The organism is Actinoplanes sp. NPDC051513 (genome assembly GCF_044454685.1).
GTDB lineage: Bacteria > Actinomycetota > Actinomycetes > Mycobacteriales > Micromonosporaceae > Actinoplanes.
Genome location: NZ_JBITDW010000036.1, coordinates 64,172 through 89,950 on the forward strand (window position 1 = coordinate 64,172; position 25,779 = coordinate 89,950).

At 71.4% G+C, this 25,779-nt stretch carries 30 protein-coding genes; 8 read left to right on the forward strand and 22 right to left on the reverse strand.

The genetic code is table 11. From position 1 onward, the window contains the following. Positions 1–4: 4 nt before the first annotated feature. Positions 5–1,456 (reverse strand): aldehyde dehydrogenase family protein, encoded by a 1,452-nt coding sequence (locus ACIA5D_RS48345; RefSeq protein ID WP_396037477.1) that lies wholly within the window; start codon positions 1,454–1,456, stop codon positions 5–7. A gap of 152 nt (positions 1,457–1,608) precedes the next feature. Between ACIA5D_RS48345 and ACIA5D_RS48350 the strand changes: the two genes are divergently transcribed. After that, positions 1,609–1,905: a putative quinol monooxygenase gene (locus tag ACIA5D_RS48350; protein ID WP_396037478.1), complete on the forward strand. Its 297-nt coding sequence runs from the start codon at positions 1,609–1,611 to the stop codon at positions 1,903–1,905. Here ACIA5D_RS48350 and ACIA5D_RS48355 read toward each other — a convergent pair. The 8 genes from ACIA5D_RS48355 to ACIA5D_RS48390 all read right to left on the reverse strand — a co-directional run bounded on the left by ACIA5D_RS48355 (position 1,902) and on the right by ACIA5D_RS48390 (position 8,303). Continuing rightward, positions 1,902–2,351 carry a heme-binding protein gene (locus tag ACIA5D_RS48355; protein WP_396037479.1) on the reverse strand — a complete coding sequence of 150 codons (450 nt, stop codon included), beginning with the start codon at positions 2,349–2,351 and terminating at the stop codon, positions 1,902–1,904. The genes ACIA5D_RS48350 and ACIA5D_RS48355 overlap by 4 nt on opposite strands. Next, a complete protein-coding gene (locus ACIA5D_RS48360) occupies positions 2,348–3,115 on the reverse strand; it encodes an alpha/beta fold hydrolase (protein WP_396037480.1) in 768 nt (255 codons plus the stop codon). Before ACIA5D_RS48360 ends, ACIA5D_RS48355 begins: the two co-directional genes overlap by 4 nt. Before the next feature lie 13 nt (positions 3,116–3,128). Then, positions 3,129–3,515, reverse strand: a complete 387-nt coding sequence (locus tag ACIA5D_RS48365; protein WP_396037481.1) for a VOC family protein — start codon at positions 3,513–3,515, stop codon at positions 3,129–3,131. Positions 3,516–3,520: 5 nt separating this feature from the next. After that, complete coding sequence (locus ACIA5D_RS48370) at positions 3,521–4,300, reverse strand: fumarylacetoacetate hydrolase family protein (protein ID WP_396037482.1); 780 nt, start codon at positions 4,298–4,300, stop codon at positions 3,521–3,523. Next, positions 4,300–5,733, reverse strand: a complete 1,434-nt coding sequence (locus ACIA5D_RS48375) for an NAD-dependent succinate-semialdehyde dehydrogenase (RefSeq protein ID WP_396037483.1) — start codon at positions 5,731–5,733, stop codon at positions 4,300–4,302. Before ACIA5D_RS48375 ends, ACIA5D_RS48370 begins: the two co-directional genes overlap by 1 nt. Before the next feature lie 8 nt (positions 5,734–5,741). Further along, a complete protein-coding gene (locus ACIA5D_RS48380) occupies positions 5,742–6,653 on the reverse strand; it encodes a VOC family protein (protein ID WP_396037484.1) in 912 nt (303 codons plus the stop codon). Between the two features lie 84 nt (positions 6,654–6,737). Continuing rightward, positions 6,738–7,655: a LysR family transcriptional regulator gene (locus ACIA5D_RS48385; RefSeq protein WP_396037486.1), complete on the reverse strand. Its 918-nt coding sequence runs from the start codon at positions 7,653–7,655 to the stop codon at positions 6,738–6,740. 75 nt (positions 7,656–7,730) lie between these two features. Then, positions 7,731–8,303: a carboxymuconolactone decarboxylase family protein gene (locus tag ACIA5D_RS48390; protein WP_396037487.1), complete on the reverse strand. Its 573-nt coding sequence runs from the start codon at positions 8,301–8,303 to the stop codon at positions 7,731–7,733. A gap of 129 nt (positions 8,304–8,432) precedes the next feature. Here ACIA5D_RS48390 and ACIA5D_RS48395 point away from each other — a divergent pair, with 129 nt between their 5' ends. Further along, on the forward strand, positions 8,433–8,843 hold the full coding sequence (locus ACIA5D_RS48395; protein ID WP_396037488.1) for a cupin domain-containing protein: 411 nt from the start codon (positions 8,433–8,435) through the stop codon (positions 8,841–8,843). Here the strand turns inward: ACIA5D_RS48395 and ACIA5D_RS48400 are convergent. From ACIA5D_RS48400 to ACIA5D_RS48415, 4 genes are all read right to left on the reverse strand, one after another. Next, on the reverse strand, positions 8,797–10,797 hold the full coding sequence (locus ACIA5D_RS48400) for an ATP-binding protein (protein WP_396037489.1): 2,001 nt from the start codon (positions 10,795–10,797) through the stop codon (positions 8,797–8,799). The two genes, ACIA5D_RS48395 and ACIA5D_RS48400, sit on opposite strands and share 47 nt — an antisense overlap. 18 nt (positions 10,798–10,815) lie before the next feature. Then, complete coding sequence (locus tag ACIA5D_RS48405; protein ID WP_396037490.1) at positions 10,816–11,499, reverse strand: 4'-phosphopantetheinyl transferase; 684 nt, start codon at positions 11,497–11,499, stop codon at positions 10,816–10,818. A 31-nt stretch (positions 11,500–11,530) separates the two neighbouring features. After that, positions 11,531–11,761 carry a GNAT family N-acetyltransferase gene (locus ACIA5D_RS48410; protein WP_396037517.1) on the reverse strand — a complete coding sequence of 77 codons (231 nt, stop codon included), beginning with the start codon at positions 11,759–11,761 and terminating at the stop codon, positions 11,531–11,533. Between the two features lie 122 nt (positions 11,762–11,883). Beyond that, the gene (locus tag ACIA5D_RS48415; RefSeq protein ID WP_396037491.1) at positions 11,884–12,141 is read right to left on the reverse strand and encodes a sigma factor-like helix-turn-helix DNA-binding protein; all 258 of its coding nucleotides are present in this window, start codon (positions 12,139–12,141) and stop codon (positions 11,884–11,886) included. A gap of 249 nt (positions 12,142–12,390) precedes the next feature. Here ACIA5D_RS48415 and ACIA5D_RS48420 point away from each other — a divergent pair, with 249 nt between their 5' ends. Next, on the forward strand, positions 12,391–13,050 hold the full coding sequence (locus ACIA5D_RS48420; RefSeq protein ID WP_396037492.1) for a GntR family transcriptional regulator: 660 nt from the start codon (positions 12,391–12,393) through the stop codon (positions 13,048–13,050). On the opposite strand, the gene ACIA5D_RS48425 is transcribed toward ACIA5D_RS48420, so the two are convergent. Genes ACIA5D_RS48425 through ACIA5D_RS48450 form a run of 6 tightly spaced genes read right to left on the reverse strand, consistent with a single transcriptional unit; the run spans position 13,029 to position 18,527 of the window. Then, positions 13,029–14,552: an ATP-binding protein gene (locus ACIA5D_RS48425; protein ID WP_396037493.1), complete on the reverse strand. Its 1,524-nt coding sequence runs from the start codon at positions 14,550–14,552 to the stop codon at positions 13,029–13,031. The two genes, ACIA5D_RS48420 and ACIA5D_RS48425, sit on opposite strands and share 22 nt — an antisense overlap. After that, positions 14,549–15,235, reverse strand: a complete 687-nt coding sequence (locus ACIA5D_RS48430) for a response regulator transcription factor (RefSeq protein WP_396037495.1) — start codon at positions 15,233–15,235, stop codon at positions 14,549–14,551. Before ACIA5D_RS48430 ends, ACIA5D_RS48425 begins: the two co-directional genes overlap by 4 nt. 8 nt (positions 15,236–15,243) lie before the next feature. Then, positions 15,244–15,663: an FMN-binding protein gene (locus tag ACIA5D_RS48435; RefSeq protein ID WP_396037496.1), complete on the reverse strand. Its 420-nt coding sequence runs from the start codon at positions 15,661–15,663 to the stop codon at positions 15,244–15,246. A gap of 17 nt (positions 15,664–15,680) precedes the next feature. Further along, the gene (locus ACIA5D_RS48440; RefSeq protein WP_396037497.1) at positions 15,681–17,054 is read right to left on the reverse strand and encodes a ferric reductase-like transmembrane domain-containing protein; all 1,374 of its coding nucleotides are present in this window, start codon (positions 17,052–17,054) and stop codon (positions 15,681–15,683) included. A gap of 55 nt (positions 17,055–17,109) precedes the next feature. After that, a complete protein-coding gene (locus ACIA5D_RS48445) occupies positions 17,110–17,604 on the reverse strand; it encodes a polyketide cyclase (RefSeq protein ID WP_396037498.1) in 495 nt (164 codons plus the stop codon). Further along, the gene (locus ACIA5D_RS48450; protein ID WP_396037499.1) at positions 17,601–18,527 is read right to left on the reverse strand and encodes a DUF5995 family protein; all 927 of its coding nucleotides are present in this window, start codon (positions 18,525–18,527) and stop codon (positions 17,601–17,603) included. Before ACIA5D_RS48450 ends, ACIA5D_RS48445 begins: the two co-directional genes overlap by 4 nt. A 346-nt stretch (positions 18,528–18,873) precedes the next feature. On the opposite strand from ACIA5D_RS48450, the gene erm reads away from it, so the two are divergent. Further along, entirely contained in the window at positions 18,874–19,653 is a 780-nt protein-coding gene (gene erm / locus ACIA5D_RS48455) for a 23S ribosomal RNA methyltransferase Erm (RefSeq protein ID WP_396037500.1), read from the forward strand. On the opposite strand, the gene ACIA5D_RS48460 is transcribed toward erm, so the two are convergent. Continuing rightward, positions 19,622–20,680 (reverse strand): hypothetical protein, encoded by a 1,059-nt coding sequence (locus ACIA5D_RS48460; RefSeq protein ID WP_396037501.1) that lies wholly within the window; start codon positions 20,678–20,680, stop codon positions 19,622–19,624. The genes erm and ACIA5D_RS48460 overlap by 32 nt on opposite strands. A gap of 211 nt (positions 20,681–20,891) precedes the next feature. On the opposite strand from ACIA5D_RS48460, the gene ACIA5D_RS48465 reads away from it, so the two are divergent. Next, positions 20,892–21,704, forward strand: a complete 813-nt coding sequence (locus ACIA5D_RS48465) for an AbfB domain-containing protein (protein ID WP_396037502.1) — start codon at positions 20,892–20,894, stop codon at positions 21,702–21,704. A 28-nt stretch (positions 21,705–21,732) separates the two neighbouring features. Here the strand turns inward: ACIA5D_RS48465 and ACIA5D_RS48470 are convergent, their stop codons facing one another. Continuing rightward, positions 21,733–22,743: an aldo/keto reductase gene (locus ACIA5D_RS48470; RefSeq protein ID WP_396037503.1), complete on the reverse strand. Its 1,011-nt coding sequence runs from the start codon at positions 22,741–22,743 to the stop codon at positions 21,733–21,735. Positions 22,744–22,967: 224 nt separating this feature from the next. On the opposite strand from ACIA5D_RS48470, the gene ACIA5D_RS48475 reads away from it, so the two are divergent. Next, positions 22,968–23,516 carry a TetR/AcrR family transcriptional regulator gene (locus ACIA5D_RS48475; RefSeq protein WP_396037504.1) on the forward strand — a complete coding sequence of 183 codons (549 nt, stop codon included), beginning with the start codon at positions 22,968–22,970 and terminating at the stop codon, positions 23,514–23,516. A 31-nt stretch (positions 23,517–23,547) separates the two neighbouring features. Next, positions 23,548–24,780 (forward strand): hypothetical protein, encoded by a 1,233-nt coding sequence (locus ACIA5D_RS48480; protein WP_396037505.1) that lies wholly within the window; start codon positions 23,548–23,550, stop codon positions 24,778–24,780. Here the strand turns inward: ACIA5D_RS48480 and ACIA5D_RS48485 are convergent. Next, on the reverse strand, positions 24,713–25,537 hold the full coding sequence (locus ACIA5D_RS48485) for a class I SAM-dependent methyltransferase (protein WP_396037506.1): 825 nt from the start codon (positions 25,535–25,537) through the stop codon (positions 24,713–24,715). The two genes, ACIA5D_RS48480 and ACIA5D_RS48485, sit on opposite strands and share 68 nt — an antisense overlap. A 32-nt stretch (positions 25,538–25,569) precedes the next feature. Between ACIA5D_RS48485 and ACIA5D_RS48490 the strand changes: the two genes are divergently transcribed. Further along, positions 25,570–25,725 carry a hypothetical protein gene (locus ACIA5D_RS48490; RefSeq protein ID WP_396037507.1) on the forward strand — a complete coding sequence of 52 codons (156 nt, stop codon included), beginning with the start codon at positions 25,570–25,572 and terminating at the stop codon, positions 25,723–25,725. The last annotated feature ends 54 nt before the right edge of the window (positions 25,726–25,779 follow it).

A 25,779-nucleotide genomic window follows, 5' to 3' on the forward strand; every position in this document is an offset into this window, starting at 1 on the left:
GCGCTCACCGCCCGAAATGGATCGCGACGGTCTTGACCCGGGTGTAGAAGTGCAGCGCCTCGACGCCCTGCTCCTTGAACGCCGACCCCGAGTCGCGGAAGCCGCCGAACGGATGGTGCACGTCCCAGCCCGAGGTGGTGGTGTTGACGGCGATCTGGCCGCATTCCACCTCCTCGGCGAACCGGTAGGCGGCTTGGAGGCTGTCGCTGAACACGGCCGCGGACAGGCCGTACTTCGAGTCGTTGACGGCGGCGATCGCCTCGTCGAGCCCGCCCACCGGGCGCACGACGATCACCGGGCCGAACACCTCGTGGCGCCAGATGTCCATCTCGGTGGTGATGTCCGCGAGGATCGTCGGGTTGACGTAGCAGCCGTGCGCGAGGTCGCCGGCCGGGGCGTCGCCGCCCACCTCCACGCGGGCGCCCTGCTTGACGGCGGTGGCGATGTCGCCGAGCACGCTGTCCTGATGCCCACGGCTGACCAGCGGGCCGACCACCGTCTCGGCCTCCTGGCCCGGGCCGAGCCGCAGCGCGGCAACCTTCTCGCGCAACGCCGCGAGGAACTCGTCGTGCACGGCCTGCTCGACCAGCACCCGGCTGGTGGCGGTGCAGCGCTGGCCGGCCTGGCCGAACGAGGCGGCCACCACGGCGGTCGCGGCGGCGGCCAGGTCGGCGCCGGCGAGCACGACCGACGCGTTCTTGCCGCCCAGCTCGGCCTGGAAGCGCACGTTGCGCGGGGCGATCCGGGCGCGCAGCGTCTCGCCGACCTCGTTGCTGCCGGTGAAGGTCACCGCCGCGATCCGCGGGTCGTCGAGCAACGCGTCGGAGATCTCCGGCGTACGGCCGGTCACCACGTTCAGCACGCCGGCCGGCAGGCCCGCGTCGTGCAGCGCGCGGGCCAGGTAGAGGCCACTGGTCGGGGTCTCGGACGCGGGCTTGAGCACGACGACGTTGCCCGAGGCGAGCGCCGGGGCGAGCTTGCGGGCCGGGGTGAGCAGCGGGTCGTTCCACGGCGTGATCGCCAGGACCACGCCGATCGGCTCCCGGTGGAACGACGTACGGGTGTCGGGGCGCACGTCGTGCACCAGCGACCCGTACGCCTCCCGGGCCTGCCCCGAGTAGTAGTCGAAGAAGTCGGCGGCCTTCTCGACCTCGCCGCGCGCCTCCTTGAGGGTCTTGCCGTTCTCGCTGGTCACGCCGAGGGCGACCGCGGCGGCCCGCACCCGCAGCAGCGACGCGGCCTTCGCGAGGATCTTGGCGCGCTCCAGGGCCGGGGTGCGCCGCCAGACCGCGAAGCCGCGCTCGGCCGCGTCGTAGATGCCGGTGACCTGCGCGGCCGTGAGCGCCGGAACCCGGACCACCGGGTGCCGCACGTCCACCGGGTCGAACACGTCGACCCAGGTGTCCGCTCCGGTCCACTCCCCTCCGGCCAGGGTTTCCATCGTTCGTACGAACATCGCCGCTCCTCGGTTTCGCGCATTCAAGGCCGAATAGTAGGAACCCTAATCGGGGACAACCATGGGCTCGGAGGCATGCATTGGTTGCATCGCACGCGTGCCGGGACGGCCCGGAAATCTGATGGAATTCCCGGGCCGAATACGATCGACCTATGGAGGATCTCGTGCCCTATGCGGTGATCGCCCACTACCGGTGCACGGACGAGGACGCCGGCCTCATCCAGGAGGCCCTGCTCACGATGCGTGAGCACACGGTGAGGGAGCCCGGCAACCTGGCCTACGTGGTGCACACCGCCGAGGGGCCTTCTTTCATTCTGTACGAGCAGTACACCGATCGCGCCGCATTCGACGCCCACGCGGCATCGGAGCACTTCGCGGAATACATTCTTGGGACCGTCCGGCCCCGGCTCACCCAGCGTGACGTGCTGTTCGGTCAGGTAATCGCCTAGCCTCGTTTTCCGGGCACGCCCCAGGCCTGGAACTCGAGCTCGTAGCCGAGCGCGGCGAGGACCTCGTCGGCGATCTGCTGGTCCTCGTCGCCGGTGCCGCCCGCGACGCCCAGGCCCCCGAGGATCTCGCCGTCCCGCTTGATCGTCACGCCGCCCTCGGTGGCGACGATCGGGTGGGTGCCCATGGTCGAGAGCGAGGCGAAGAATCCGGGGTTGCCCTCGGCCCACGCCTTGAGCATCTTGGTCGGGCGCTGCATCACCGCGGCGCTGTAGGCCTTGGTGATGGCGATGTTCGGGGTCAGCGGGCGCGCGCCATCGGGACGCTTGACCACCAGCAGGAAGCCGCCGTCGTCGACGACCGCGACGCTGGTGGCCTTTCCGATCTTCTCGGCGGCCTTCTGGACCGCGTTGGCGATCTCCTCGGCCTCGGCCAGGGTGAGCTTCATCGGATTGCCTCCCGCACCCGCACGATGGCGGCGTTGAACAGGTCCGGCCGCTCCCAGTACATCGAGTGCGGCGCACCGGGGATCAGCTCCAGCCGGGAGCCCTTGACCAGCACGTGCGCGCGGCGAACCGTGGCGGCGCTGAGCACCGCGTCGTTCTCGCCGGCCAGGAACGTGATGTCCAGGCCCGAGCCGATGACCTCCTGGATGCTCGGCCCGCCGCTGGACAGGTTCTTCAGGTCGGCCATCTTGGCGACGTTGAACGTGCCCATCTGCTGGAACAGGAAGGTCTTGGCAGGCTCGTTCTCCTGGAAGGCGCGGGTGAGCAGGCGGTCGAGCACAGGCAGCTTCACGGCCTCGGCGCGGTCGGCGGCGACCAGGTCGGACAGCTCGGGATCGGCGATGCCGCCGAGCGAGTGGGCGAGCACCACGCCGCTGACCCGCTCGGGGCGGGCCAGGCCGGCCCGCAGCGCGGCGACGGCGCCGATCGACTGCCCGACCAGCACGGCGCCGGTGATGTCTTCCTGGTCGAGCACCGCGAGGATGTCGCCCGGGAAGTCCTGCCCGTCGAACTCCGGCATCGACGAGTCGGACTTGCCGAAGCCGCGCAGATCGACCGTGAGCACGGTGAATCGATCGCGGAGCGCCGCGACCTGCTGCCACCACGCGGCGTGATGCCCGCCCGAGCCGTGCACGAACAGCACGGCGGGGCCCGAGCCGTGCCGTTCGTAGTAGATGGAAACGCCGTCGGAATTAGCGACCGCCATGGTTCTGTATCTCCTAGCTCGGGCGCTTGCCGTGGTAGACGAGCTCGATCATCGTGTGGTCGGGGTCGTGGATGTAGCAGAACTTCGACTGGTTCTCGGGGCGCTCGACCGGGCGGGTGTGCCGGATGCCGAGCTCCTTGAGGTGGGCGAGGAAGCCGTCCCAGTCCTCCACCTCGATGGCGAAGTGGTAGGGCGCCATCCGGTCCATCTCCTCGACCGGGGTGAAATGCAGGTCGAAGTTGCCGCGCGTCATCAGCACGACCTTGGTGTTGCTCTTCGGGGTGATCGCTTTCAGACCGAAGACCTTCGTGTACCACTCTTTGGTGCGCTCGGGGTCGGTGGTCGGGAAGTTCACGTGGTGGATGTACTTGGGCTTGTTGCTGATCTCGCTGTCGGTCATCTCAGTCAGTCCTCTGCTTCTACCGGGTTGGACAGCACGCCTATCCCGCTGATCTCGATGTCGACGACGGTGCTGGGCTCCAGCTGCACGGTCGCGTCGGCGCCCATCCAGAGCACGTCACCGGGGCGCATGGTGATGTACTTCGTGGTCTCCGCGATGTACTCGAACGGGTCGAAGATCATCGCGCCGGTCGCGAACTTCGCCCTGACCTCGCCGTCGACGCGCACGGTGGTGGTCTGCGCGAGGGGATCGACATCGGTCTCGATCCACGGGCCCATCGGCTTGAAGGTGTCGGCGTTCTTGCTGCGCCAGAAGGTGCGGTCGGCGTGCTGCCATTCGCGGGCGCTGACATCGTTGCCGATGGTCCAGCCGAGGATCGACTCCCGCGCTTCCTGCCTGCTCGCCCGGCGCAGCGTCCGGCCGATCACCGCGACCACCTCGGGCTCGGCCTCGAAACGTCCCCGGACTCCGGCCGGCCGCACGATCGGCGAGCCGTGGCCGGTCAGCGCGTTGGTGGCGCGGTAGCCGACCTCGGGGCGGTCGGGCAGCTTGGCCGCCTGGTAGCCGGTCTGTTTGGCGTGTTCGACGTGGCCGCGGTAGTTGAGGCCGACGGCGTAGAAGACCGGCGGGATGATCGGCGGGAGAAATATCGCCTTCTCCAGCGGTATTTCCGTTTTACCCGGCAGGCCGCCTGCCAGCGGCGAGGCGGTGAGCAGGCGGATCACGTCGCCCTCGGCCAGGCCCCAGGCCGGGCGGCCGTCGTGGGAGATGCGGCAGTACCTCATCAGTCCACCATCAGGTGCGAGACGCGCTTGGTGATCATGTAGCCCTCGATGCCCTCGGGCCCGCCCTCCTTGCCGTACCCGGACTGCTTGACCCCGCCGCTCGGCGCCTCGTGCACCGAGCCGCCGCAGTGGTTGATCGAGAGGATGCCGGCCTCGAGGCCCGCGATCAGCTTCTCCGCGGTCTTCGACGACCGGGTGAAGCCGTACGCGGCGAGCCCGTAGGGCAGCGAGTTCGCGATCGCGAGGGCCTCGTCGAGGTCGCTGAAACCGACGATCGGGGCGATCGGGCCGAACGGCTCGTCGTTCATGACCTGCGCGTCGGCCGGGACGTCGGTGAGCACGGTCGGCGCGAAGAAGAAACCGGCCCGGTCGAGCCGCTCACCGCCGCGGATCAGGGTCGCGCCCTTGGCGACCGCGTCGGCGACGAGCTCCTCCATCGCCTTGAGCCGGCGCGGGTTGGCGAGGGGGCCCATGGTGACGCCGTCGGCGAGGCCGTCGCCCACGACCACCCGGTCGGCGGCGGCGACGAACTCGGTGACGAACTCGTCGTACACGTCCTCGTGGACCAGCAAGCGGCTGGGCGAGGTGCAGACCTGACCGGCGTTGACGAACTTGGCGAACGCGGCCTTGCGGGCGGCGGCCACCGGGTCGGCGTCGGCGCAGACGATCACCGGGGCGTGGCCGCCGAGCTCCATGAGGCAGGGCTTCATCTCGGCGCCGGCCTGCGCCGCCAGGAGCTTGCCGACCGGGATCGAGCCGGTGAACGCGACCAGCCGGGTGGCCGGCGAGGCGATCAGGTGCCGCGAGACCTCGGCGGGCTCGCCGAAGACCAGGTTGAGCACGCCTGCCGGGACGCCGGCCTCGGCGAAGCAGCGGACCAGCTCGGCGGCGGTGCCGGGGGTCTCCTCGGACGCCTTGATGACGATCGAGCAACCGGCCGACAGCGCGGCGGCGATCTTGCGCATCGGGGAGCCGGCCGGGAAGTTCCACGGGGTGAACGCGGCGACCGGGCCGACCGGCTCGTGGCGTACCGAGAGAACGGTGTCGCCGGCGCTCGGGATGATGCGGCCGTAGGCGCGGCGGGCATCGTCGGCGTCCCAGCGCAGCGCGTTCGCGACGCGCAGCGCCTCGCCGCGCGCCTCCTTGTACGGCTTGCCCTGTTCGAGCGTCATGACGCGGCCGACCCGGTCGGCGCGGCTCGTCAGCAGGTCGGCGGCATGGTGCAGGGTCGCGACCCGGTCGGCGATCGGGATGGCCCGCCAGACCTCGAACCCCGCCCGGGCCGCCGTGATGGCGTCGTCGAGGTCGGCGGTCGTCGCGAGCGGGACCTGGCCGAGGACCTCCTCGGTGGCGGGGTTCAGCACCGGCGCGATCAGGCCGCTGCCGCCCTGCCGCCATTCGCCGGCTATGTAGAGACCAAGCTCCGGATACACGTTGCCTCCTAGGCGTCGCGCGACGTGCGCAGGGTCCAGATGTGGTGCGGCGGGGCCGTCTCGTGCACGTTCGGGCCGTACGTGTCGTCGACCCGGTCCATGTCGGCGGCCAGCTCGACCCGGCCGCCCGAGGGCGCGTGGACGAAGCGGAACACGTTCGAGCCGACCGTGTGCCGGCCGAGCTTGCGCGCCTCCTGCCAGCCCTTCTCGATCATGGCGTTGCCGCCCTCGATCACGTCGTCGAAGCCGGGGACCTCGAACGAGACGTGGTTGACGCTCGCCCGGTCGGGCCGGTGGCAGAGCAGGAAGTTGTGCTGGTCGGCGTCGCCGGGCACCCGCATGAACACGCCCATCGGCTTGACGATGTCGGTCGGGATGAACCCGAGCCGGTCGACGTAGAACGCGACCGCCTCCTGGCGGCCGGCCTTCGGGATGTTGAGCGCGACGTGGCACATGCGCAGCGGCTTCACGTCGCCGACCGTGGTCAGGGCTTCGTTGAGCCGGTTGACGGTTCCGGTCACGTTCGCTCGTCTCGGCGCGGCCGGCTCGTGCTTCGACGTGCCGGCCACGGTGAGGCCGACGCCGAAGCCGGTCTCGTCGACGGTGTGGTGGACGCCGCCGGCGTCCCGGGTGACCTCGCGGTCGGCGCTCAGCGCCTCGACGAAGGCGGCCAGCTCCTGCTCGGTGTCGGCGCCCCACACCACCTCGCGGATGGTGTTGTTGCTGGTCTCGACCGAGGGCGGCAGGCCCTCGGTGGCCGCGCCCGTGCGCAGCTGCAGGGTCTGGCCGACCAGCGTCTCGAAGACCGCGTGCTCCTCGCCCTTCCCGATCAGGGCCAGGCCCAGGTCGGTGAAGAAGCGCACGCAGGTGTCCAGGTCATCTACGCTGTAGATCACCGACTCGATGCGCTGGATTCCCATTCCGCTGCCACCTCGTATTTCCGCCGAAAGGCCCTACCGATCCTATGGGCGCTCGCGGCCCTCAAAGCGTTCCGATGGCGCAACCTAAGATGCACGATCGAATGCGGGAATCGGGTTGGCCGAGAACCATTCGGTGAGGAAGCTCAGGAAAACCTCGACCTTGCGCGGCGCCTGCTGCGCGGGCCCGTAGATCGCGTACAGCGACCGGCTCGGGATCGGCAGCTCGGGCAGCAGCACCTTGAGCGTGCCGTTCATCAGCTCGTCGTAGGCGGGCCGGCTGGGCAGCAGCGCGATGCCGCGCCCGTGCACGGCGGCTTTCTGCAGCGCGATGTACGAGTTCGAGCTGAACGCCACGTTCCTGATCTTGTGCAGGGTGCTCTCGTGGCCGTGCCCGATCCGCCAGACCGGGTCGTTGGAGTGCACGAGGCAGTCGTGCTCGGGGAGGTCGTTGGGGTTGGTGAGCAGGCCGCGGCGCTCGAGGTAGCTCTGAGAAGCACATAGCACGAACGGCAACGACGCGATCCGCTTCAGCCGGACGCTGGAGTCGCGCAGGTCGCGGGTGTGGAACGCGATGTCGAAGCCCGAGTCGAGGAAGTCGTACGTGCGGTCGGACATGCCGCCCAGCTCGAACCGTACGGCGATCTTGGGATGGGCCACCGAGAACGCGGCGATCGCGTCGCCGAGGTCGAGGCTGCCGATCCATTTGGGGCAGATGATCGACAGCGGGCCCTCGGGGCGGTCGTGCAGCTGGGCGATCTTGGCATCCTCGTCGTCGATCTCGTCGAGGATGCGGTTCGCGAACTCGCTGTAGCGGATGCCGGGCTCGGTCAGGCTGACCGAGCGGGCGGTGCGGTTCACGAGGCGTACGCCCAGCTGTTTTTCCAGGTCCGCGACGTGCCGGGAGATGAGCGAGCCCGACGTGCCCAGCTGCTTGGCGGCGCCCGAGAAGCTGCCCACCTTGGCGACCGTGACGAAGCTGCGCATGACGAGAATGCGGTCCATGGATCCTCCTGCCGAGCCGGGGTGACGACCGTCACCCCGGCTCGGATGTTACGTCGTTAACCTGATTGTCAACAATCAGGAGTTCAGGCGCGCGTAGCCCTCGATGTCCGGGAAGGGCGGCTCCTTGCCGGGCTGCAGGTCGACCTGGAACGCGTTCAGGCACATCCCGAGCATCGAGAAATTGCCGAGCGAGGCGACCGTGTCGACCAATCCCTGCCGCCCGAAGAACGTCAGCGCGTTCGCGAAGGTCTCGTCGGCCACGAAGTGATCCTCGAGCAATTCCCGGCAGAACCGGTAGAAGGCCTCGTCCTCGGGCCGGTCGAATTGCGGAATCTGTTTGCGGGCGATCGCGTCGACGGCCGCCTGCGGAATTCCCTCCTCGACGCATTTGCCGACGTGGGCGTTCCAGGAGTACTGCGCGTCGACGTGCCGGGCGGCGATGAGCAGGGACAACTCGCGCAGCCGCAGCGGCAGGGCGGACTCCCAGCGCAGGAACGCGCCGAGCGCCTCGACCCGCTCGCACAGTTCGGGGCTGTTCAGCCAGACCTGGAACGGTCCCCGCACGGCGCCGCGCCGGCCCGCGATCCGGGCGGCTATCTCCTGCTGCCGTGCGGTCATCTCGTCCGGCTTGATGACGGGAAGTCTCATCGAGGACGGGCCTCTCTCGCGATGCGTGTTTCACGAGACCGTAACCAGCCGGTGGTACGGGTTCACAGGACCGCGGGCGCAACGTAAGGCTGCAATGCGCGTATCGGTCCTGCCCCTAGGCTCGGAGCCATGACCGTGATCATCAAGTCCTCCGACGTGAAGGTGCTCGACCGTGGCGGCGCGATAGTCACGACGCCGCTGATCACCACCACGGCGGCGGCCGGCGAGAACAAGATCACCAGCGGCATCAGCGTGTATCCGCCGGGCACCGGCGCGCCGATGCACTCGCACAACTGCGACGAGCACGTGACGATCCTGGACGGCGAGGCCGAGGTGCTGGTCGAGGGCACGGCGACCCGCCTCGGCCGGTACGACACCACGTACATCCCCTCGCCCATCCCGCACCTGTTCCGCAATGTCGGGAACGAGCCGCTGCGGATCCTCTGGGTCTATACGTCCGGCGTCGTGACCCGCACGTTCACCGACACCGGGATCACCGTGGAGCACCTGTCTCCCGAGGACCAGATGGGGCGCGGCTGAAGGTCGGCGCCGCCAGCGCCTCGTGCACCCGGTGCAGCAGCTCGTCGGCCGTGAACGGCTTCTCCAGCAGCGGGAACTCCTCGCCGAGCACCCGGGTGGTGCCGAGCAGCCCGTTGCTGTAGCCCGACATGTAGAGCACCGGCAGCCCCGGCGCCCGCTCGTGGACCAGCTCGGCGAGCCGCGGCCCGGACATCTCCGGCATGATCACGTCGGTCAGCAGCGCGTCGCACCCCTTCTCGTTGAAGATCGCGTGCGCCTCGGCGCCGGTCCCCGCGGTGAGAACGCGGTAGCCCGCCCCCGTCAGGATGCGGGTCACCACCCGCGCCAGCGCCGCCTCGTCCTCGACGACCAGGATCGTCCGGCCGTCCCCGCCCGGCGGCGCGGCCCCCCGCGCGACCGGGACCGGGGCCCCGGCCTCGGTGGTCGCGAGCGGCAGGTAGATCCGGAACGTGGTGCCGACGCCCGGCTCGGAGAAGACGTTGATGCTGCCGCCGGCCTCGGTGACGATCCCGTACACGGTGGCCAGGCCCAGACCCGTACCCTTGCCCCGGGGTTTCGTGGTGTAGAACGGCTCGAAGATGTGCGCCGCCACCTCGGCCGACATCCCCTCCCCCGTGTCGCTGACCTGGAGCCTCGCGTAGCGTCCGGCCGGAACCGTGGGCTGCATGTTGAGCTGCTCGCCGTCGAGCTCGGCCTCGTCCGCCTCGATCACCAGGGTGCCGCCGTCGGGCATCGCGTCCCGCGCGTTGATCGCCAGGTTGAGCAGCACCTGCTGAAGCTGGCCCGGGTCGCCGTGCACGACCAGCGGCCGGTCGCAGGGCCGCGCGAACAGCGCGATGTCCTCGCCGATCGTGCGGTCCAGCATCGCCCTGACCTCGCCGATGCCGGCGTTGAGGTCGACGTCCTGCGGCTGGATGGTGTCGCCGCGCGTGAATGTCAGCAGCTGCCGGGTGAGGTTCATGGCCCGGTCGGCGGCGATGCGCACATGGGCGAGGTCGGCACGCACATCGTCGTTGCCGGCGCCGGCCTCGATCGCGAACTCGGTGTAGTTCACGATGATCGCGAGGATGTTGTTGAAGTCGTGCGCGATCCCGCCGGCCAGCTTGCCGAGGCTCTCCATCCGCTGCGCCTGGTGGGTCCGCTCCTCGAGGGCCCGCTGCCGGTCGGCCGCCTCCTTGGCGGCGCCGATGTCACGCGCCACCACCGAGGCGCCCAGGATCGCGCCGCTCGAGTCGCGGATCGCGGCCAGATTGACCGACAACTCGACGGGCGACCCGTCCCGGCGCAGGCGCCGCGCCTCGTACGCGACATGGCGCTCCCCCTGATTGATCCGGGCCAGGATCTCCACCTGCTGCTCGGCGCCGGACTCGTCGCCGATCATCGAGACCGGCCCGCCGATGATCTCGTGGGCCCGCCAGCCGAACATCACCTCGGCACCGCCGTTCCAGGCCGTGATCCGTCCCTGCAGGTCGACGCCGATGATCGCCGCGTCGGTGTGCTCGGCGACCGCCGCGAGCGTCGCCCGGTGCGACTCGGCGACGTCGCGGGCCGCGCGCTCGCGGGCATCGGCCTCGTCGATCCGATGCGTCTCCCCCGGCGACACGTAGATGGAGCCCCCGCCGAGCAGGACGCCGTAGCCGCGGCGCAGCGTCCAGTAGTAGACGCCGATCGTCGCGGTGATCAGATCCCAGATCGCCGACGGCCACGACCAGCCCACACCGTGCAGGTGGGCCGGGGCACCCGCGGCGACGATGCTGCGGTAGGTGGCGATCGCGTGCAGGCCGTGCCCGACCGCGCAGCTGAAGAAGATGAGGGCGGTGGCGACGGCGAGCTTGTTCGACCGGAGCTGCCCGGCCCGACGCACGGGCACGACGATGGCCACCATGATCGCCGCATAGGCGACCATGATCACCAGGTTGCCGAGCAGGAAGAGCTGTTCCGGCACGATCGTCATATCGGTCAGGCGGGCCGGTTACTGAGCTGGCCTTCCGCGCCGGGGCGGGGCGGGGCGAGAAGCAGGCGGGAAATATGCGGGAGCCGGGATCGCCACCGCGGTCAGCAGCAGCCCTCCGGAGCTCAGCCAGCGGCCGCCGACGGCACGCAGCGGGCCGTCGACGAGCACGTCGGCGGTGAACGTGCCGTCGTCGTGCAAGGTCACCTGGGCCTCGGTGAAGTCGAGCCAGCGGCGTGCCACCGGGAACCACGCCTTGTAGATCGACTCCTTGGCGCTGAACAGGAGCCGGTCCCACGACGGCGGGCCGGGCCGGTCGAGCTGGGAGCGTTCGGCCGGGAGCGAGACGGCCTCCAGCACGCCGTCCGGGAGGGGCTCGTCGACCTCGGCGTCGACCCCGACGGTCAGGAAGGCCCCGGCGCGCGCCACGACCGCGCCGCGGTAGCCGGGGCAGTGGGTGATGGAGCCGACCACGCCGGGCGGCCACCCGGGGGCGCCGCGCTCCCCGGGCAGGATCGGCACGGATGGCAGGCCGAGGCGGTGCAGGGCGCGGCGTGCGCACCAGCGGCCGGTGGCGAACTCGCGCCTGCGCTTCGGGACGGCCTGGGCTATCGCCTGTTGCTCCTGAGGAAACAGCGCCTCGGGCACGTCGTCGGCGAACCGCTCGGCCCAGGCGACCCCGGGCGGCAGCAGGGCACCGATCACCGATCGACGATATCCGGTGGCGCTCTGTCGCTCATTCATCGGACAGGTCGTCGAACACCAGCGCAGCCCGCTTGTGACCGAGATCGTGCACACCCAGCAGCCGGAAACCGGCGCCGTCGAACATCCGCCGGGCGATCACGTGCCGCTCGTCGGGGTCGGCCACCACTTTCCGTACGCGGGGATCGGCGGCCCCGAGTCCCAGGGCGACCGCACGCACCATCTCGCGTCCGAGCCCGCGCCCGGTGTTGCCGAGCTCCCCGATCGCGAGCTTTGAATCTCAAGGACATCAGGGACCCCGCTCACAAAGTTAGGTCAGGCTAAGTTAAGCGACCGCGCGTGCGGAGGCAAGGCGGATCTCGCACTACCCCGCCGGTCAGCGGGGCATCACAGCCATGCCTTGAGAAGTCCGGCCGGTCGGGAGGCGACCATGCCGGACAGATCGCGCATTGCCTCGTACAGGCGGGCCTTCGCCTCGCCCGGGGCGAGACCGAGCAGGTCCGCGGCCTCGCGTGCCGTCCGGCGACCGAAGTACGTCGCGACGATGATCTCCCGATGCGGAGCCGGGAGATCTCGCAGCATCAGCTCGATCGGAGGCCGCGGGGTCTCGCGGCCCTCGATCGGATCGGCATGTGTGGTCGGCATCCTTGGCACTGTGGTCATCGGCGAGCCCCAACTCCAGTGCGCACCCGCGGCGTAGTCGTCCCATCACCAGCCGGGCCCGCCTCGCCGATGGCCGGCGTCCGGGCGGTGACGCCCGCGTCTGAGCTGGTCGTGGCCGGTGTACGGCACGCCGTGCGCCTGCGGCCGGGGTCGTCGCAGGTGGGCGGTATCCTTGCGCGCACCGGCGCGGGGGCATGCGCCGGAGGCCGAGCACAGGGACGACGAATATCGATGGCGGCAGAGCGCGACGGTGACCGGCGGCACGTGAGCGACGCCCTGCGCGACGCGATTCTCACGGGCGAGTTCCTGCCCGGTGAGCGGCTGGTCGAGGCCCAGCTGATGAGCCGGTTCGGGGCGAGCCGCTTCAACGTGCGCGCCGCCCTGCAAGACCTCGCCTCCGAGGGCCTGGTCGAGGTGCACCGCAACCGCGGCGCCCAGGTGCGCAAGGTGTCGCTCGACGAGGCCGTCGAGATCACCGAGGTACGCATGGTGGTCGAGGGCCTGATCGCGGCGCGGGCCGCCGAGCGGGTCGATGCCGAGCGCGCCTCCGAGCTCGACGAGATCGGGCTGCTGATGCGCCGCGCCGTCGAGGCGGGCGAATACCGGCGGTACAGCGATCTCAACCAGCGCCTGCACGCGCTGATCCGCGAGATCGCCGGGCACCGCACCGCCGACCGCATCGTCGGCACGCTGCGCGGGCAGCTGGTACGCCACCAGTTCGTGCTGTCGCTGCTGCCCGGCCGCCCGCAGACGTCGCTGCCGCAGCACGAGCGCATCATCACCGCGATCCGCGACGGCGACGCCAAGGTGGCCGAGGCCGCGATGCGCGAGCACATCGCCAGCGTCATCGAGGCGCTGCGCTCGATCGATCAGCTGGGCGGCCCCGCCTGAGGCTCCTGTCCGGCCGGGGGCAGCGTGATGGTCACCGTGGTGCCGCGCGGCGTGGTCGGGCCGGCGGTGACCGTGCCGCCGTGCTGGGCCGCGGTCTGCGCGACGATCGCCAGCCCCAGCCCCGAGCCGGGCATCGAGCGGGCCGACGCCGCCCGGTAGAAGCGGTCGAAGACGTGTGGCCGGTCCTCTTCGGCGATGCCGGGCCCGGTGTCCGAGACGGTCAGCGTCCCGTCCCCGGTCAGCCTCGTGCGCACCTCGCCGCCGGGCGGGCTCCATTTCGCCGCGTTGTCGAGGACGTTGACGACCATCCGCTCCAGCTCCCCGGGGCGGCCGTTCACCGTCACCGGAGTCAGGTCGGTCGTGAAGGTGAGGCCGGGCGCTCTGATCCGTACGCGATTGATGGCCGCCGCGACCACGTCGCCCACCTCGACCGGTTCCGGGGTCTCGCGGGTCGTGTCCTCGCGGGCCAGCTCGACCAGCTCGGTCGTCAGCGTGGCCAGCTCCCGCACCTGGGCGTCGAGGTCTTCGAGGAGCTTGGCCCGTTCCTCCGGCGGCAGCCGGTGCGCCAGGTCCGGCTGCCGTTCGACGGCCAGCAGCAGCTCCACATTGGTGCGGATGCTGGTCAGCGGCGTCCGCAGCTCGTGGCCGGCATCCTCGACCAGGGCCCGCTGGGCGCGCCGGGACGTGTCGATCGCCGACAGCATCGTGTTCACCGAGCGGCCCAGCCGGGCGATCTCGTCGTCGCCGGTCACGTCGATCGGGCGGGTCAGGTCGGTCGTGGCGGCGACCTCCTCCACGGCCTCGGTGAGCCGCTCCACGGGGACGAGCCCGGCCCTCGCCACCGCACGGCCGGCGAAGGCCGCGCCGGCGATGCCGATCACGCAGCCGGTGGCCAGGAGCAGGGCGAGCACGGTCAGGGTCCGCCGGGATTCGTCCTCGTTGACGGCGACCTGGACCGCGCCGCCCCCGGCGATCGGCGTCGTCAGCATCTGGTAGCGGTCGTCGCCGATCGTCACCTGCTCCTGCACCGGCGAGGCGTGGCGCGTCTTCCCGCCGGCCGCGACCTGGCGGGCCGAGCCGGTCACCGGCAGGGGGTTGTCCGGGGCGCTGACGACCTGACCCGACGAGTTGAGGATCTGCCAGCGCGGGCCGAGCTCCCGGCGGTGGTCGTCCCGGCCGGGGTGGCCGTCCCGGCCGGGGAAGCCCTGGCCGGGCGGCCCCGCCCGGCCGGCCGCCCACTGGGCGGGCGACTGGGCGATCGCGACCGCGTCCGCGCTGAGCTGCTCGGAGATGCGGTGCTGCTGGATCTCGCGGGCCGCGACGAAGGCCACGGCCGCGAACGCCACGAGCGCGACGGCCACCGCCCCGGCGACCAGCAGCGAGAGCCGGGCGTGCAGCGATCGGCGGCGCCACCAGCCCCGCCGGCGCCACCCACGCGGCCCGCGGCCGCGCCACCGGCCCCGCCCGCCGCGGCCGGTCAGCGGCGACGCCTCGCCGGTCACAGCGGCTCCTCACGCAATGCGAAACCCACCCCGCGGACGGTGTGCAGCAGCCGCGGCTCGCCCTCGGCCTCCAGCTTGCGGCGCAGATAGCCCAGGTAGACGTGGATGCTGTTGGACGCCTCACCGAAGTCGTAGCCCCACACCTGCTCGAACAGCGCGGCCCGGCTCAGCACCTGCCGGGGATGCCGCAGGAACGCGTCGAGAATCGCGAACTCGGTGCGGGTCAGGCGCAGCGGGCGGTCGCCGCGCCACACCTCGCGGGTGGTCGGGTTGAGGCGTACGTCGGCGAAGGTCAGCCAGTCGCCCGCCGGGATGGTGGTGAGGCCCGAGCGGCGGAGCAGCGCCCGCAGCCGGGCCAGGAGCTCCTGCAGCGCGAACGGCTTGACCAGGTAGTCGTCGGCGCCGGCGTCGAGGCCGGCCACCCGGTCGCCGACGCTGTCGCGGGCGGTGAGCATCAGCACGGGCAGGGTGACACCCTCGGCGCGCAGCCGGCGGCAGGTCTGCAGGCCGTCGAGGCGCGGCATCATGACGTCGAGGATCATCGCGTCCGGCTCGGCGGCGCGGACGGCGTCGAGCGCCGCGACGCCGTCGTCGGCGGTGTCGACCTGGTGCCCCTCGAAGCGGAGGGTACGCGCGAGGGAGTCGCGGACCGCGACGTCGTCCTCCACCACCAAGATGCGCACGGGTCTCCTCAGTTCAGGTGCGCGGCGTCCAGAGCCGATTGCAGCGACTGCTTGTAGCCGTCGCTGGTGACGGTAGCTCCGGAGACCGCGTCGATGTCGGCGCTCTGCTTGTCGAGGGTCTCCTGGCGCAGGGTCGGCAGGGCGCCGGCGTTGATCTCCTGGTCGCGGCGGTTGCCGTCCGGGTAGACCGGCACCGCGACGTCGGTGATCTTCCCACCGTCGACGGTGATGGCGACCTGGACGGGACCCCAGCGGGTCTGCGCCGTCGAACCGGTGTAGGTCTTCCCGGTGCCGGCGCCGCCCTGTGTCTGCGGCGCGGCCGCCACCGCCGCCGTCGAGGGCGCCGGTCCTGCGGTGCTCGTGCGATAGCTGAACAGCAGGACCAGCGCGGCGACCGTCGAGAACAGCCACAGCGTTATCCGTCGCATCGATTTCCCTTCCGGATTCACCAGGAGAACTGCTCGGTGTGCACGCGCCCGGCGTTCGCCCCGGCCTCGAGAGCCGCCGCCCGGGCCGCCGCCGTCCACTCGTCGGGCCCGCAGACGTAGAGGTGCGATCGGGCCACCTCCGGCGCGATCAGGCGCAGCGCCTCCGCGTCCGGGTAGTTCGCGTACCGCGCCGGGAGCCAGGACGGCCGGGCGGCTCGCGGCCCCAGCAGGTACACCACCCGGACGCCGCGATGCCGCGCGAGCCATTCGAGCTCCCCGCGGAACGCGATCTCGTCCTCGCCGCGCGCCCGGTAGACCAGCGTCGCCTCGCCCGGCCGGTAGGGCAGCTCCCCCAGCAACGCCAGCAGCGGCGTCACGCCGATCCCGCACGCGAGCAGGATCACCGGGCCCCCGCCGTACGTGTCGCCGGTGAGCTTGCCGTAGGGCCCCTCGATGATCACCCGGGTGCCGGGCCTCAGCCCGGCGGCGCGGCTGCTGCCGTCGCCCAGATCCTTCACCGTGATGCGCAGGCCGCGCCCGTGCGGCATCGCCGACAGCGAGTAGGGGTGCGCCCGCGTCCATCCCGGCCCGTCCAGGAAGCGCCACTGGAAGAACTGGCCGGCCCGCACCGGCAGCCGATCGAGGTGGCGCCCCTCGAGGAAGACCGAGGTGAGCCCGGGCCCCTGCGGGGCCACATGCGAGACCATCAGCCGGTGACGCCAGGTGCGCCAGGCCGGCAGACCTATCCGGTACGCGATCACCGCACCCGCCGATACCGCGTACAGCGTCCACCAGTAGGCGGTGGCCGCGGGCGAGGTGCGGAAATCCGACCCGGTCCACAGCTGATGCGGCAGCGCCAGGCCCACGCCGAGGTAGGCGTACAGGTGCAGCAGATGCCACGACTCGTAGCGCAACTTTCGCCGCGCCGCCCGCAACGACGTCGCCACCACGGCCAGGATCAGCGCCGTGCCCGCGATCGCGAGCAGCATGCCGGGGTAGTCGACGGTGAAGTCCCACAGGGTCGGCAGAAAGTTTCCGTAGCCGAACGTGATGAGCACGATGTGGGCCAGCATCAGCCAGAACGAGGTGAACCCCACCCACCGGTGCCAGCGGGCCAGCCGGTCCTGGCCGAACGCCCGCTCGACCACCGGGATCCGGGCCATCAGCAGGACCTGGAGCAGCAGCAGGTCGGCCGCCCAGAGTCCGCTCAGTCGTCCCGTACTCATCAGGGTTTCGCTGGAAAGACCCTGCACCCCGCCGTCGCGGACCCACAAGGCCGTGACCACCAGCAGGGAGGTGCCGGCCGCCAGGCCGCCCAGGTCGGACCACCACCGCGGCGTCGCCCGCGGGACGTGCACGGAGAGATGGGGCAGCGCCGCGGTCGTGGTCACCGTCCCACTTTCCGTCGCGCCGGTAAAAGTCCGCGGAGTCCTGTCTAAGAGTTGCCTAAGAGCTCTCCGCCAGCCGCCTGAGGTTCAGCAACTGCCGGCGCGCCATCACGAGGTCGCCGACCGACAGGCCGGGCGCCAGCAGGCGCGACGTCCGCATGACGACCTTGAGAAGCAGCCGGGTCGCGCCGCCGGGCTCGGCGACGAGCACGTACGACAGGAAGGCGCCCATGATGGTGGCCGTCAGGTGCTCGCCGGGCTCGACCGCGACGATCCGGCCGCGCCGTCCCCCGAGCGCCGTCGTGAAGGGCTCACCCACCACCGGCTCGGGCAGGCCGGCCAGCCGCCGCGGCGAGCGCTTGCCGAGGTTGTCGATCCAGTCGTACGAGTACGGCGCCAGCCGCACCTGCGCCACCCACGGCCAGACGGCCTGGGGCGGCGCCTCGACGCGGACGCCCCGCCACGCTCGCAGCGACGGCGAGGCCACGAACCTGTCGCACGGGTAGGGGCGCGCGACCTCGAGGTCGCTGACGCCCCACCGGTCGCCGATCACGCGTTGATCGTAGGCCGCCTGCGCCGGCCGAAGACGCGGCGCAGGGCGTGCCACGTTCCGGTGATGCCCCAGCCGGCCGTGCTGACCAGCCGGTCGCCGACAATGGCGAACTCGGCCACCAGCGACGCCGCCCGGTCCATCGCCCGGCGGGCCTCCTCGAAGTCGTCCGGGTCGTTGCGCAGGGCCCACAGGCGACGGCCCTGGTCCCAGGCGTGCGCGCGGGTCACCGTGACCAGCATCCGCTGGCTCCAGTCGTCGAGCGGGCCGACGAACTCGTCGATCTCCATCTGCCAGCGGGTGGAGAAGCCGCGCCGCAGCGGCGGGATCTCCTCGTAGAAGATCTGGTTGACCAGCAGGTAGTCGGGGTGGATCTCGTCGTCGGCGGGCGCGCCGGTTTCGTTCCAGGTGCCGATGAGCGCCAGCGAAAGGTCGTGGTTGATGTGCGCGTTGACGCCCAGCATGGCGGCCGTCAGGCGGCTCATCTTCAGGTCGTGGCCGCGCTTGAAGAGGACCTCCCAGACGTCGGGGGTCTCCTCGTTGTCGTTGTTCCACAGGTCGAGCGCCGCGAAATAGCGCTTGGCGAACTCCACGTCGAGCAACTCGAGGAACTCGGGCTGGTTGACGCCGGTGGTGAGCGCGGTGTCCACCCGGCGGGTGATCCGGTTGTAGAGCGAGTTGAACGCGGACACCCTGTTCTTCGTCGGGCTGGGCGGCAGCTCGTCCATGATGACCTGCAACGCGTCCAGTTTGGTGATCACCTCGCCGATGCCGCCGGGATGGGTGGACAGCACCTCGGCCATCCGGTCGCGCAGGGGATCCCACCCGCGCCCCGCCGGAATCTCGAGCTCCGAGAGCTCGAGACGCTTCTCCTTGAGCGTCTCGGCGCTGCCGCGCACGCGCTCCCGGTCGAACGTTGTCGTCATGCCAATAGCCTGCTGACCGAGGACTCCCGCCACCAGCACCCTGTCGTGTAACTGTCCGGCGAGATCCGCCACATTCCGGAGAGTGGCCGGCCGGTTACGCAAGAAAATTCGGCTGACGGCGGCGAGAACGACGGATACCGTGGCCCGCATGTCGGTGACTTACCTGGTCTTCGCGCCCTCGCGGGGACCGCAGCACTCGATTCGCACGCGCGCCCGGGGCCTCGCCCTGGCGTAAGCCGTTTCTCCCCGCCAGGGCCGGACGAGTCCACTTCAGATTCGGACGGGCCCTCGATGATGCCTGTCCGCGTTCGCCGCGCCATCCGCGGCAGACGGGACCGCCAAGGCCATGGCTACACCAACAAGGCGCGAGCATTCCCGCGCCCGTCGCACCCTGGGGCAGAACTTTCTCGCCGACCCAGCCTGGGCCCGGCGCCTGGCATCGCTCGCCGTTGACGATCAAGACCTGCCCGTGTACGAGGTGGGCGCCGGTCGCGGCCGTCTCACCAGGGAGCTGCTTTCCTTGTCTGCGCGCGTCGTCGCGTACGAGATCGACGCGGAGATGGCCGACCACCTGCCGAAACATCCCCGCCTTCGGGTTCGCACCGAGGACTTTCTGGCGGCGCGGCCGCCGGCGGAAACTTTCGCGGTGGCCGGAAACATTCCGTACGCGTTGACGGCGGCCGTCGTGCGCTGGTGCCTGGCGGCGCCGGCCCTGCGCCGCGCCACCTTGCTGACCCAGTGGGAGTACGCGCGCAAGCGCACCGGCGACTACGGCCGCTGGAGCAGGCTGACCGTCCTGACCTGGCCGGATTTCTCCTGGCGGCTCGCCGGCCGGGTGCCGCGCCACGCCTTCCGCCCGGTGCCGCGCGTGGACGGCGGGATCCTGCAGCTCGAACGCCGCCCGGTCGCGCTGGTGTGCCCGCATCACCGGCGGGCCTGGGAGCGGCTGGTCGACGACGGTTTCTCCGGCGCCGGCGGTTCGCTGCACGCGACCATCGCCCGGCGCTACGGGAACCGGCGCGCGAACGGGGTGGCGCGAGCGGCCCGGATCGGCTTCGACACCCCGGTCGGCGAGGTCTGGCCCGAGCAGTGGCTCACCCTGTTCCGCCTGCTGGGGCCACGATGAGCGTGCCCAGCCCGGCGACCGCGTCGATGTCGAGCCCGCCCGACTCGACGTCGTCGTCGCCGTCCCCGCGCAGCCGGGTGTTGCGGTCGATCCCCCTGGTCCGATCGCCGTTGAGGACCACCAGGCCGCCGCCGTCGCGCAGCAGCGCCTTCACCGGCACCCGCTCGGCCGTGGTGATCGTCCAGGTGTTGACGCCGCCGGTCATCCGGATCGGCAGTGTCTCGCCGGGTGTCGGCAGCTCCATGTCGATCGTCGCCGCGCCGCCGTTCAGGTCGATCCGCCGCACGAGGCCGTCCGCGAGCGCGAAATCCGCGTCGCCCACGCCGCCGGTCATCTTCACCGACCAGGTGATCTTGCTGTTCAGGCGTACGGTGATCGGCTCGGTGCCCTCGCTGCCCTTCGCCACTTTCGTCGTCAGCCGCACGGTGCTGCCGTCGCGGGCGAGGCTCGGCTTGATGCCGCTGCCGTCCGGGACGCTGACCCGCACGGGGTCCCCGCCGATCGCGGCGATGCTGACGTCGAGCACGGCGACGTCGCCGGCCAGCTCGAACGTCCCCGAGCTGAACGGCGGCTCGGCCGGGGCGGTGGTGGGTTTCGGCGTGGCGCTCCCGGACGGCGGCGCGGCGCTCGCCGACGGCGGCGCCTGCGGCACGATCGACACGGGCGGGTTGGGCTCGGCGGGCGCCGTAGCCTGCGTCGGCGTGGCGGGCGGGGCGCTGATCGCGACCGAGGTCCGGTCGCCGCGCAACACCATCCGGCCGAGCACGACCACGCTGCCGCCCAGGAAGACGGTGACGGCGAGGACGCCGAGCAGGACCCGCAGGGCCTTGCGGTCCGGTGGGGGCGGCGCGCCGATCACACGGGCGGGTGGCGGCTCCACGACGTACTGCTGGGGGGCCGGCTCATCACCGGGGTTGTAGTCGGCCTCGGGTCCCATCCGATGGGGAGCGTCCGGCCAGTAGTCGGCGATGTGTGGCCACTCGCCGGTCGACGTGATCGGGTCGTCGGTGTCGTGTGAGCCGTCCACGCGATCGTCCCCCTCGGTGCGGCTACGTATGGCGTCGACTGGCAATACGGAGCGCACCCGCCCGAAGGTTCGATTTCCCGCGGAGACGATCGCGACGGTGGCCAAAGATGGGCTTAAATCTCACTCTTGCGATTCACGCCCTTCGCCGCAAGAATGCCTTTTCGAGGGTTTAAGAGTGTCTTAGGCAGCCGGCCGCAGGAGCGGATGTTACATGCCCCACGATGTTGATCGAAATGGCCGGCCGCCTTATCCCTATCGGGCCCTCCCGCCCGGGCCGGCCGCCGCCCAGGCCGCGCGGGCGCGCCGGATCCTGGTGGCCTGCGCGGTGGCGATCACCGCCGGGGTCGCCGGCCTCATGGCGCTGATCTATCCGTCCGGTCAGGACGGTCCCGCGCCGGTGGCCCAGGAGATCGTCGAGCCGTCGCCGCTCGAGTGGGAGCCGTCCGCCCCGGTCTCGATGCTTCCGGCCCCGGCCAGCAGTTCCACCGCCACGCCGACCACACCGGCCGCCGCGTCGACCGCCACACGCCGGCCCGCGCCGACCGGGGTGAGCCGCACGGTCAGTCCCGCCCCGGTCGTCGACCTCGACATCGGCGCCACCGTCGGGCTCTCCGTCGCCGGCCGCGCCGACCTCCGGCTGCGGCACCGCGACTTCGTCGGCCGCATCGATCGCATCGTCGCGAGCAGCTCAGCCCTGGAACGCGCCGATTCCCGATTCGTCGTCCGGAAAGGCCTCGGCCGCGAGGGCTGCGTCTCGCTGGAATCGGTTAACTATCCGGGCTATTTCCTGCGTCACCGCAACTTCATCCTGCGGCTCGAGCGACCCGGCCGCTGGGACCGCCGCGGCGGTTCGGAATTGTTCGAGCGCGACGCCACGTTCTGCACGACACCGACCCACGACGGCGCCGCCTTCGTTCTGGAATCGATCAATTATCCCGGCCGCGCCCTGTCCGTCCGCGACGACGGCGTGGTCGGCCTCGACGAGGACGACCCGACGGCGTTCGTGGTGCGGTCGCCGCTCTGAGCGCGGCGACCGCACCGCATCGGCAGCGTCAGGCGCCGGCCTCGTCGAGGCGGGTGAGCTGCTCGTCGCTGAGCTTCAGATCGAGAGCGGGCAGGGCATCCTCGAACTGCTCCGGCGTGCGCGGCCCGATCAGCGGCAGCACCCGCGGCGCGCTCTGGTGCATCAGCCACGCGAGCACCAGCTGGTTCGGCGTCACGCCCGCCTCGGCGGCCACCTCGGTCACCGCGGCGATCCGCGCGTCGGCGTCCAGTCCGGCGTAGTTCGCCATCATCCAGTGGCTGTCCCGCTTCTGCGCGCTGTCGTAGACGCCCTTGACGATCGGCGAGTACGCCACCAGCGTCTGGTCGTCGTTGGCGCGCAGATAGTCCAGCTGTTCGGCATCCACGATGGACGCCGTGTCGAGGCCGGCCTTCGGCCGCAGGTAGCTGTGCTGCTGCTGCACCGCGACCGGCAGCGGCCACCCGTTGCGCTCGCACAGCCCGCGGATCCGCTCGAGCCGCCACGTGCGCACGTTGGACCAGCCCAGGTAGCGAACCTTGCCCGCCTCGACGAATCCGGCGAGCGCTTCGAGGGTCTCCTCGAGCGGCGTGGCCCGGTCGTCCACGTGGATGTAGTAGAGGTCGACGTGGTCGGTGCCGAGCCGGCGCAGGCTGCCGTCGAGGGCGTCCCGCAGCGTCCGGGCGCCGGCCCCCGCGAAGGTGCGCCGCGCGAGATCCCAGTCCGGCGTGCCGTCGGTGGCCCACAGCTCGGGCGAGTACACGGGCAGCGCGCTGCCCTTGGTGGCCAGGAAGAGCCGGTCGCGCTTGTTGCCGTCACGCATCCAGCGCCCGAGCAGCTCTTCGCTCTCCCCGCCGCGGCTGTCGCGGCGCGCCCACCACTCGTAGCAGTCGGCGGTGTCGATGAACGACCCGCCCACCTCGAGATACCGGTCGAGGATCCGGACGGAGTCGGCTTCGTCGGTGGCGTTTCCCATCTGCATCGCGCCGAGCGCGAGCTGGCTGACCTGCTGGCCGGTGCGGCCCAGTTCGATCGTCTGCATGACTCGACGCTATTTCCTGGAGCGCGCTCCAGGTCAACGTCCGGACCGAAGACCAAACCCCGAGATCAGGCGACGGCGGTCGGCACGCGAGCGGCCGCGTGACGGCCGGCCAGCACATCGACTTCATGGTTCACGTATTACCTCCTACCCGATCGGCTACCCCTGTTGGTGCATGGAAAGTAGCCGAGCGGCTAGGCACCCGCAAGACCCGATAGCATCCCGGGATGCACGAGACCCGGCCCGGCACGGCCCGCGAGCGACTCCTCGCGGCGGCGCTCGACCTGTTCGCCCAGCACGGGGTGAGCGGCACGTCGCTGCAGATGATCGCCGACCGGCTCGGCGTCACGAAGGCGGCCGTCTACCACCAGTTTCCGACCAAGGACGAAATCGTGCTCGCCGTCATCGACCCCGCGCTCGATCGGCTCGAGCCGATCGCCGAGCAGGCCGAGGCGCAGCGGGGGCACGCCGCCCGGCGCGACGCGGTGCTGGCCGGCGTGGTCGACCTCGTGGTCGAGTTCCGCCGGGTGTCGTCGACGCTGAGTTTCGACCCGGTGGTGGTGCGCCTGGTGCGATCGCACCACGCGCTGCGGTCGCTGCAGCGCATCCGGCGGCTGCTCGGCGGGACGGCGCCCGACCCCGGCAGCCGGGTGCGGATGGCGGTGCTGAGCGGTGGACTGATCATGGCGGGCGCCGACCCGGCCGTGGCCGGCCTCGACGACGAGGACTTCCGCGACCATCTCCTGGCCGCGGCGCGGCGCATCCTGCGGGGCTGACGTCATCGCGCACGACGCCTAAGCTCGCGCGGTGCGCCGACTCGCCCCCTTGGTCATAGCGATCGCCTTCTACGGCCTGCTCATCCCGCTCGGGCTCGCCGACATCGACCACGGCCCGCCGGGCTGGGTGCTGCCGATCGTCACCGCGATCGGGTGCGCGCTCCCGCTGATCGTGGCGCACGAGTGCGGCCACCTGCTGGCGGCGCTGGCCCTGCGGTTGCCGGTGGCGGGCATGCGGATCCGGTTCTCCGAGGCGTCGTTCGTCCGGGTCTCGCCCTCGCCGTCGGCGCCCGCGCTGCCGGTGCGGTTCGTGCTGCTGCACCTCGCCGGCCCGCTCACCGACGCCGTCCTCGCCATCGCCCTGTTCCGGTACGCGTCGCACGGCGAGATGCCCGATCTGGCGCGCAGCTGCGTGCTGACCGTCGCGCTGCTCAGCGCCGTGATGGGCATCGGCAACCTGCTGCCGCACCGCGACCGCTCCGGTCTGCACAGCGACGGCGCGCGCATCGGGGCCTGGATCGTCCGGCCGGGGCAGCAGCGTCAGGCGCTCCGGCGGGTCACGCCGAATCCGATGACGCCGCGGGTGCTCGATGAGACCATCACCGACGCCGACCTCGACGCCTACATCGACGCCGCCGCCGACCTGCCCCATCGCGCGGTCGCCGTGTTTCTCCGGTGGCGGCGCACGCTCGGCCTGGTCACCGGCCGGACGGAGGCGGCCGTCGGCAACTTCACGATCGGCCCGGCCACCGCGGCCGACGACGAGTGGCTGGGGACCCATGTTCTCGGGCCGGGCGCCACGCCCGCGATGCTCGACGTCATCGCCCCGATGCTCGCCCTGATTCCCGGATTGGGCGAGCTGCACCGGGTGACGGTCGGCGGCGCGAGCGCCGACCCGGCGATCCTGGCCCGCGTCGACAAGGTGCGGCGGGCGCTCGCGAACCGCCCCGACAACATGCAGCGGCGCCTCGTCGCGGCCCTGGGCGACCTGCTGGAGGGCCGTGCGGCGCAGGCACGGCGCCGGCTGGCGGACGTGTCCCCGTCGGCCGACACGGGTGTCACGTGGGCCCTGATGCTCCGTGCGGTCGCCGAGTCCACGCTCGGCGACCACGCCCAGGCCGGCCGTCTCGTCGACGCCCTCCGCCGGGCGCACGCGGCGGCCGACCCGGCCGGCGACAGCGATCCTCCCCAGGTCGTCACCGAGATCCTGGCCGCGCTGCGAGCCGCTGTCTCTCCCGGCGCCGGCCTGCCCGCAGGACAGTGAGGTAGCGGCGGGCGGCCCTGTCCCCCATGCGGGTGCGGACGCGGTCGGCGACGGCATCGAGCAGCGGCTCACGCACGCCGGGGTCGAGTTTGCGGTACGGGGAGTTCGTGCGCAGATGGTCGGCGAAGTCCTGGCCGCTGAACCACTGCACGGTCGGATACCAGCGGACGACCGGCGCGTCGAAGAGGCCGTCGCCGTCCCAGACCTGGTCGATGGCGCGCGCCTGTTCCTCCGACGGCGGGTGACCCCAGTCGGGGTTGCCGGGAGAGAATCTTTCGTGCAGGTCGGCGGTCTCGGCGTACATCTCGGGCTCGCCCGACCGGCGCACCACCACGTGCCCGAGCAGCGCCAGCCAGCCACCGGGGCGCAGCAGGTCGTGCGCGCGCCGCCACCCGACCGACGGATCGACCCAGTGCCACGAGGAGGCGGCGACGACGGCGTCGAACCGTACGCCGTGGTCGTCCCAGCCCTCGAAGGTCGACTGTTCGATGTGGACGTCGCCAGAGGCGGCGAGGTGGCGGCGGGCGAGCGCGGCCATCTCGGGGCCCGGCTCGAGCGCGGTCACCGCGCAGCCGAGCGCCGCCAGCGAGCGCGTCGCCTGGCCGGTGCCGGCGCCCACCTCGAGCACCGGCGACCCGGCGCCGATTCCGGTGATGGTGGCCAGATCGGCGAACAGCTCGCCGGGGTAGCCGGGCCGGACCCGGTCGTAGAGCTCGGGCACCTCGTTGAACACGAGTCCGAGTTGAGGTCGTTCCACCATCGCCAGTCTAGGCGCAGTCGAGGCGGACGGTGATCGCGCTCGCGGCGGCCGGGGCGCAGTGCGCTGCAGGGACGCTGCCTTTCGAACTGCCGTCGTCGATGGCGGCGGTCGAGGCGTCACGGGAGGACGTGCCGAATGACCCGGCCGCGCCGCTCTACCCGTACGCCCACGATCTGAGCATTTGAATTTGAATTTGGTTGCATCGGCGGGGGCGCTCCGGCGCCCCCTCAGCTTGCCCG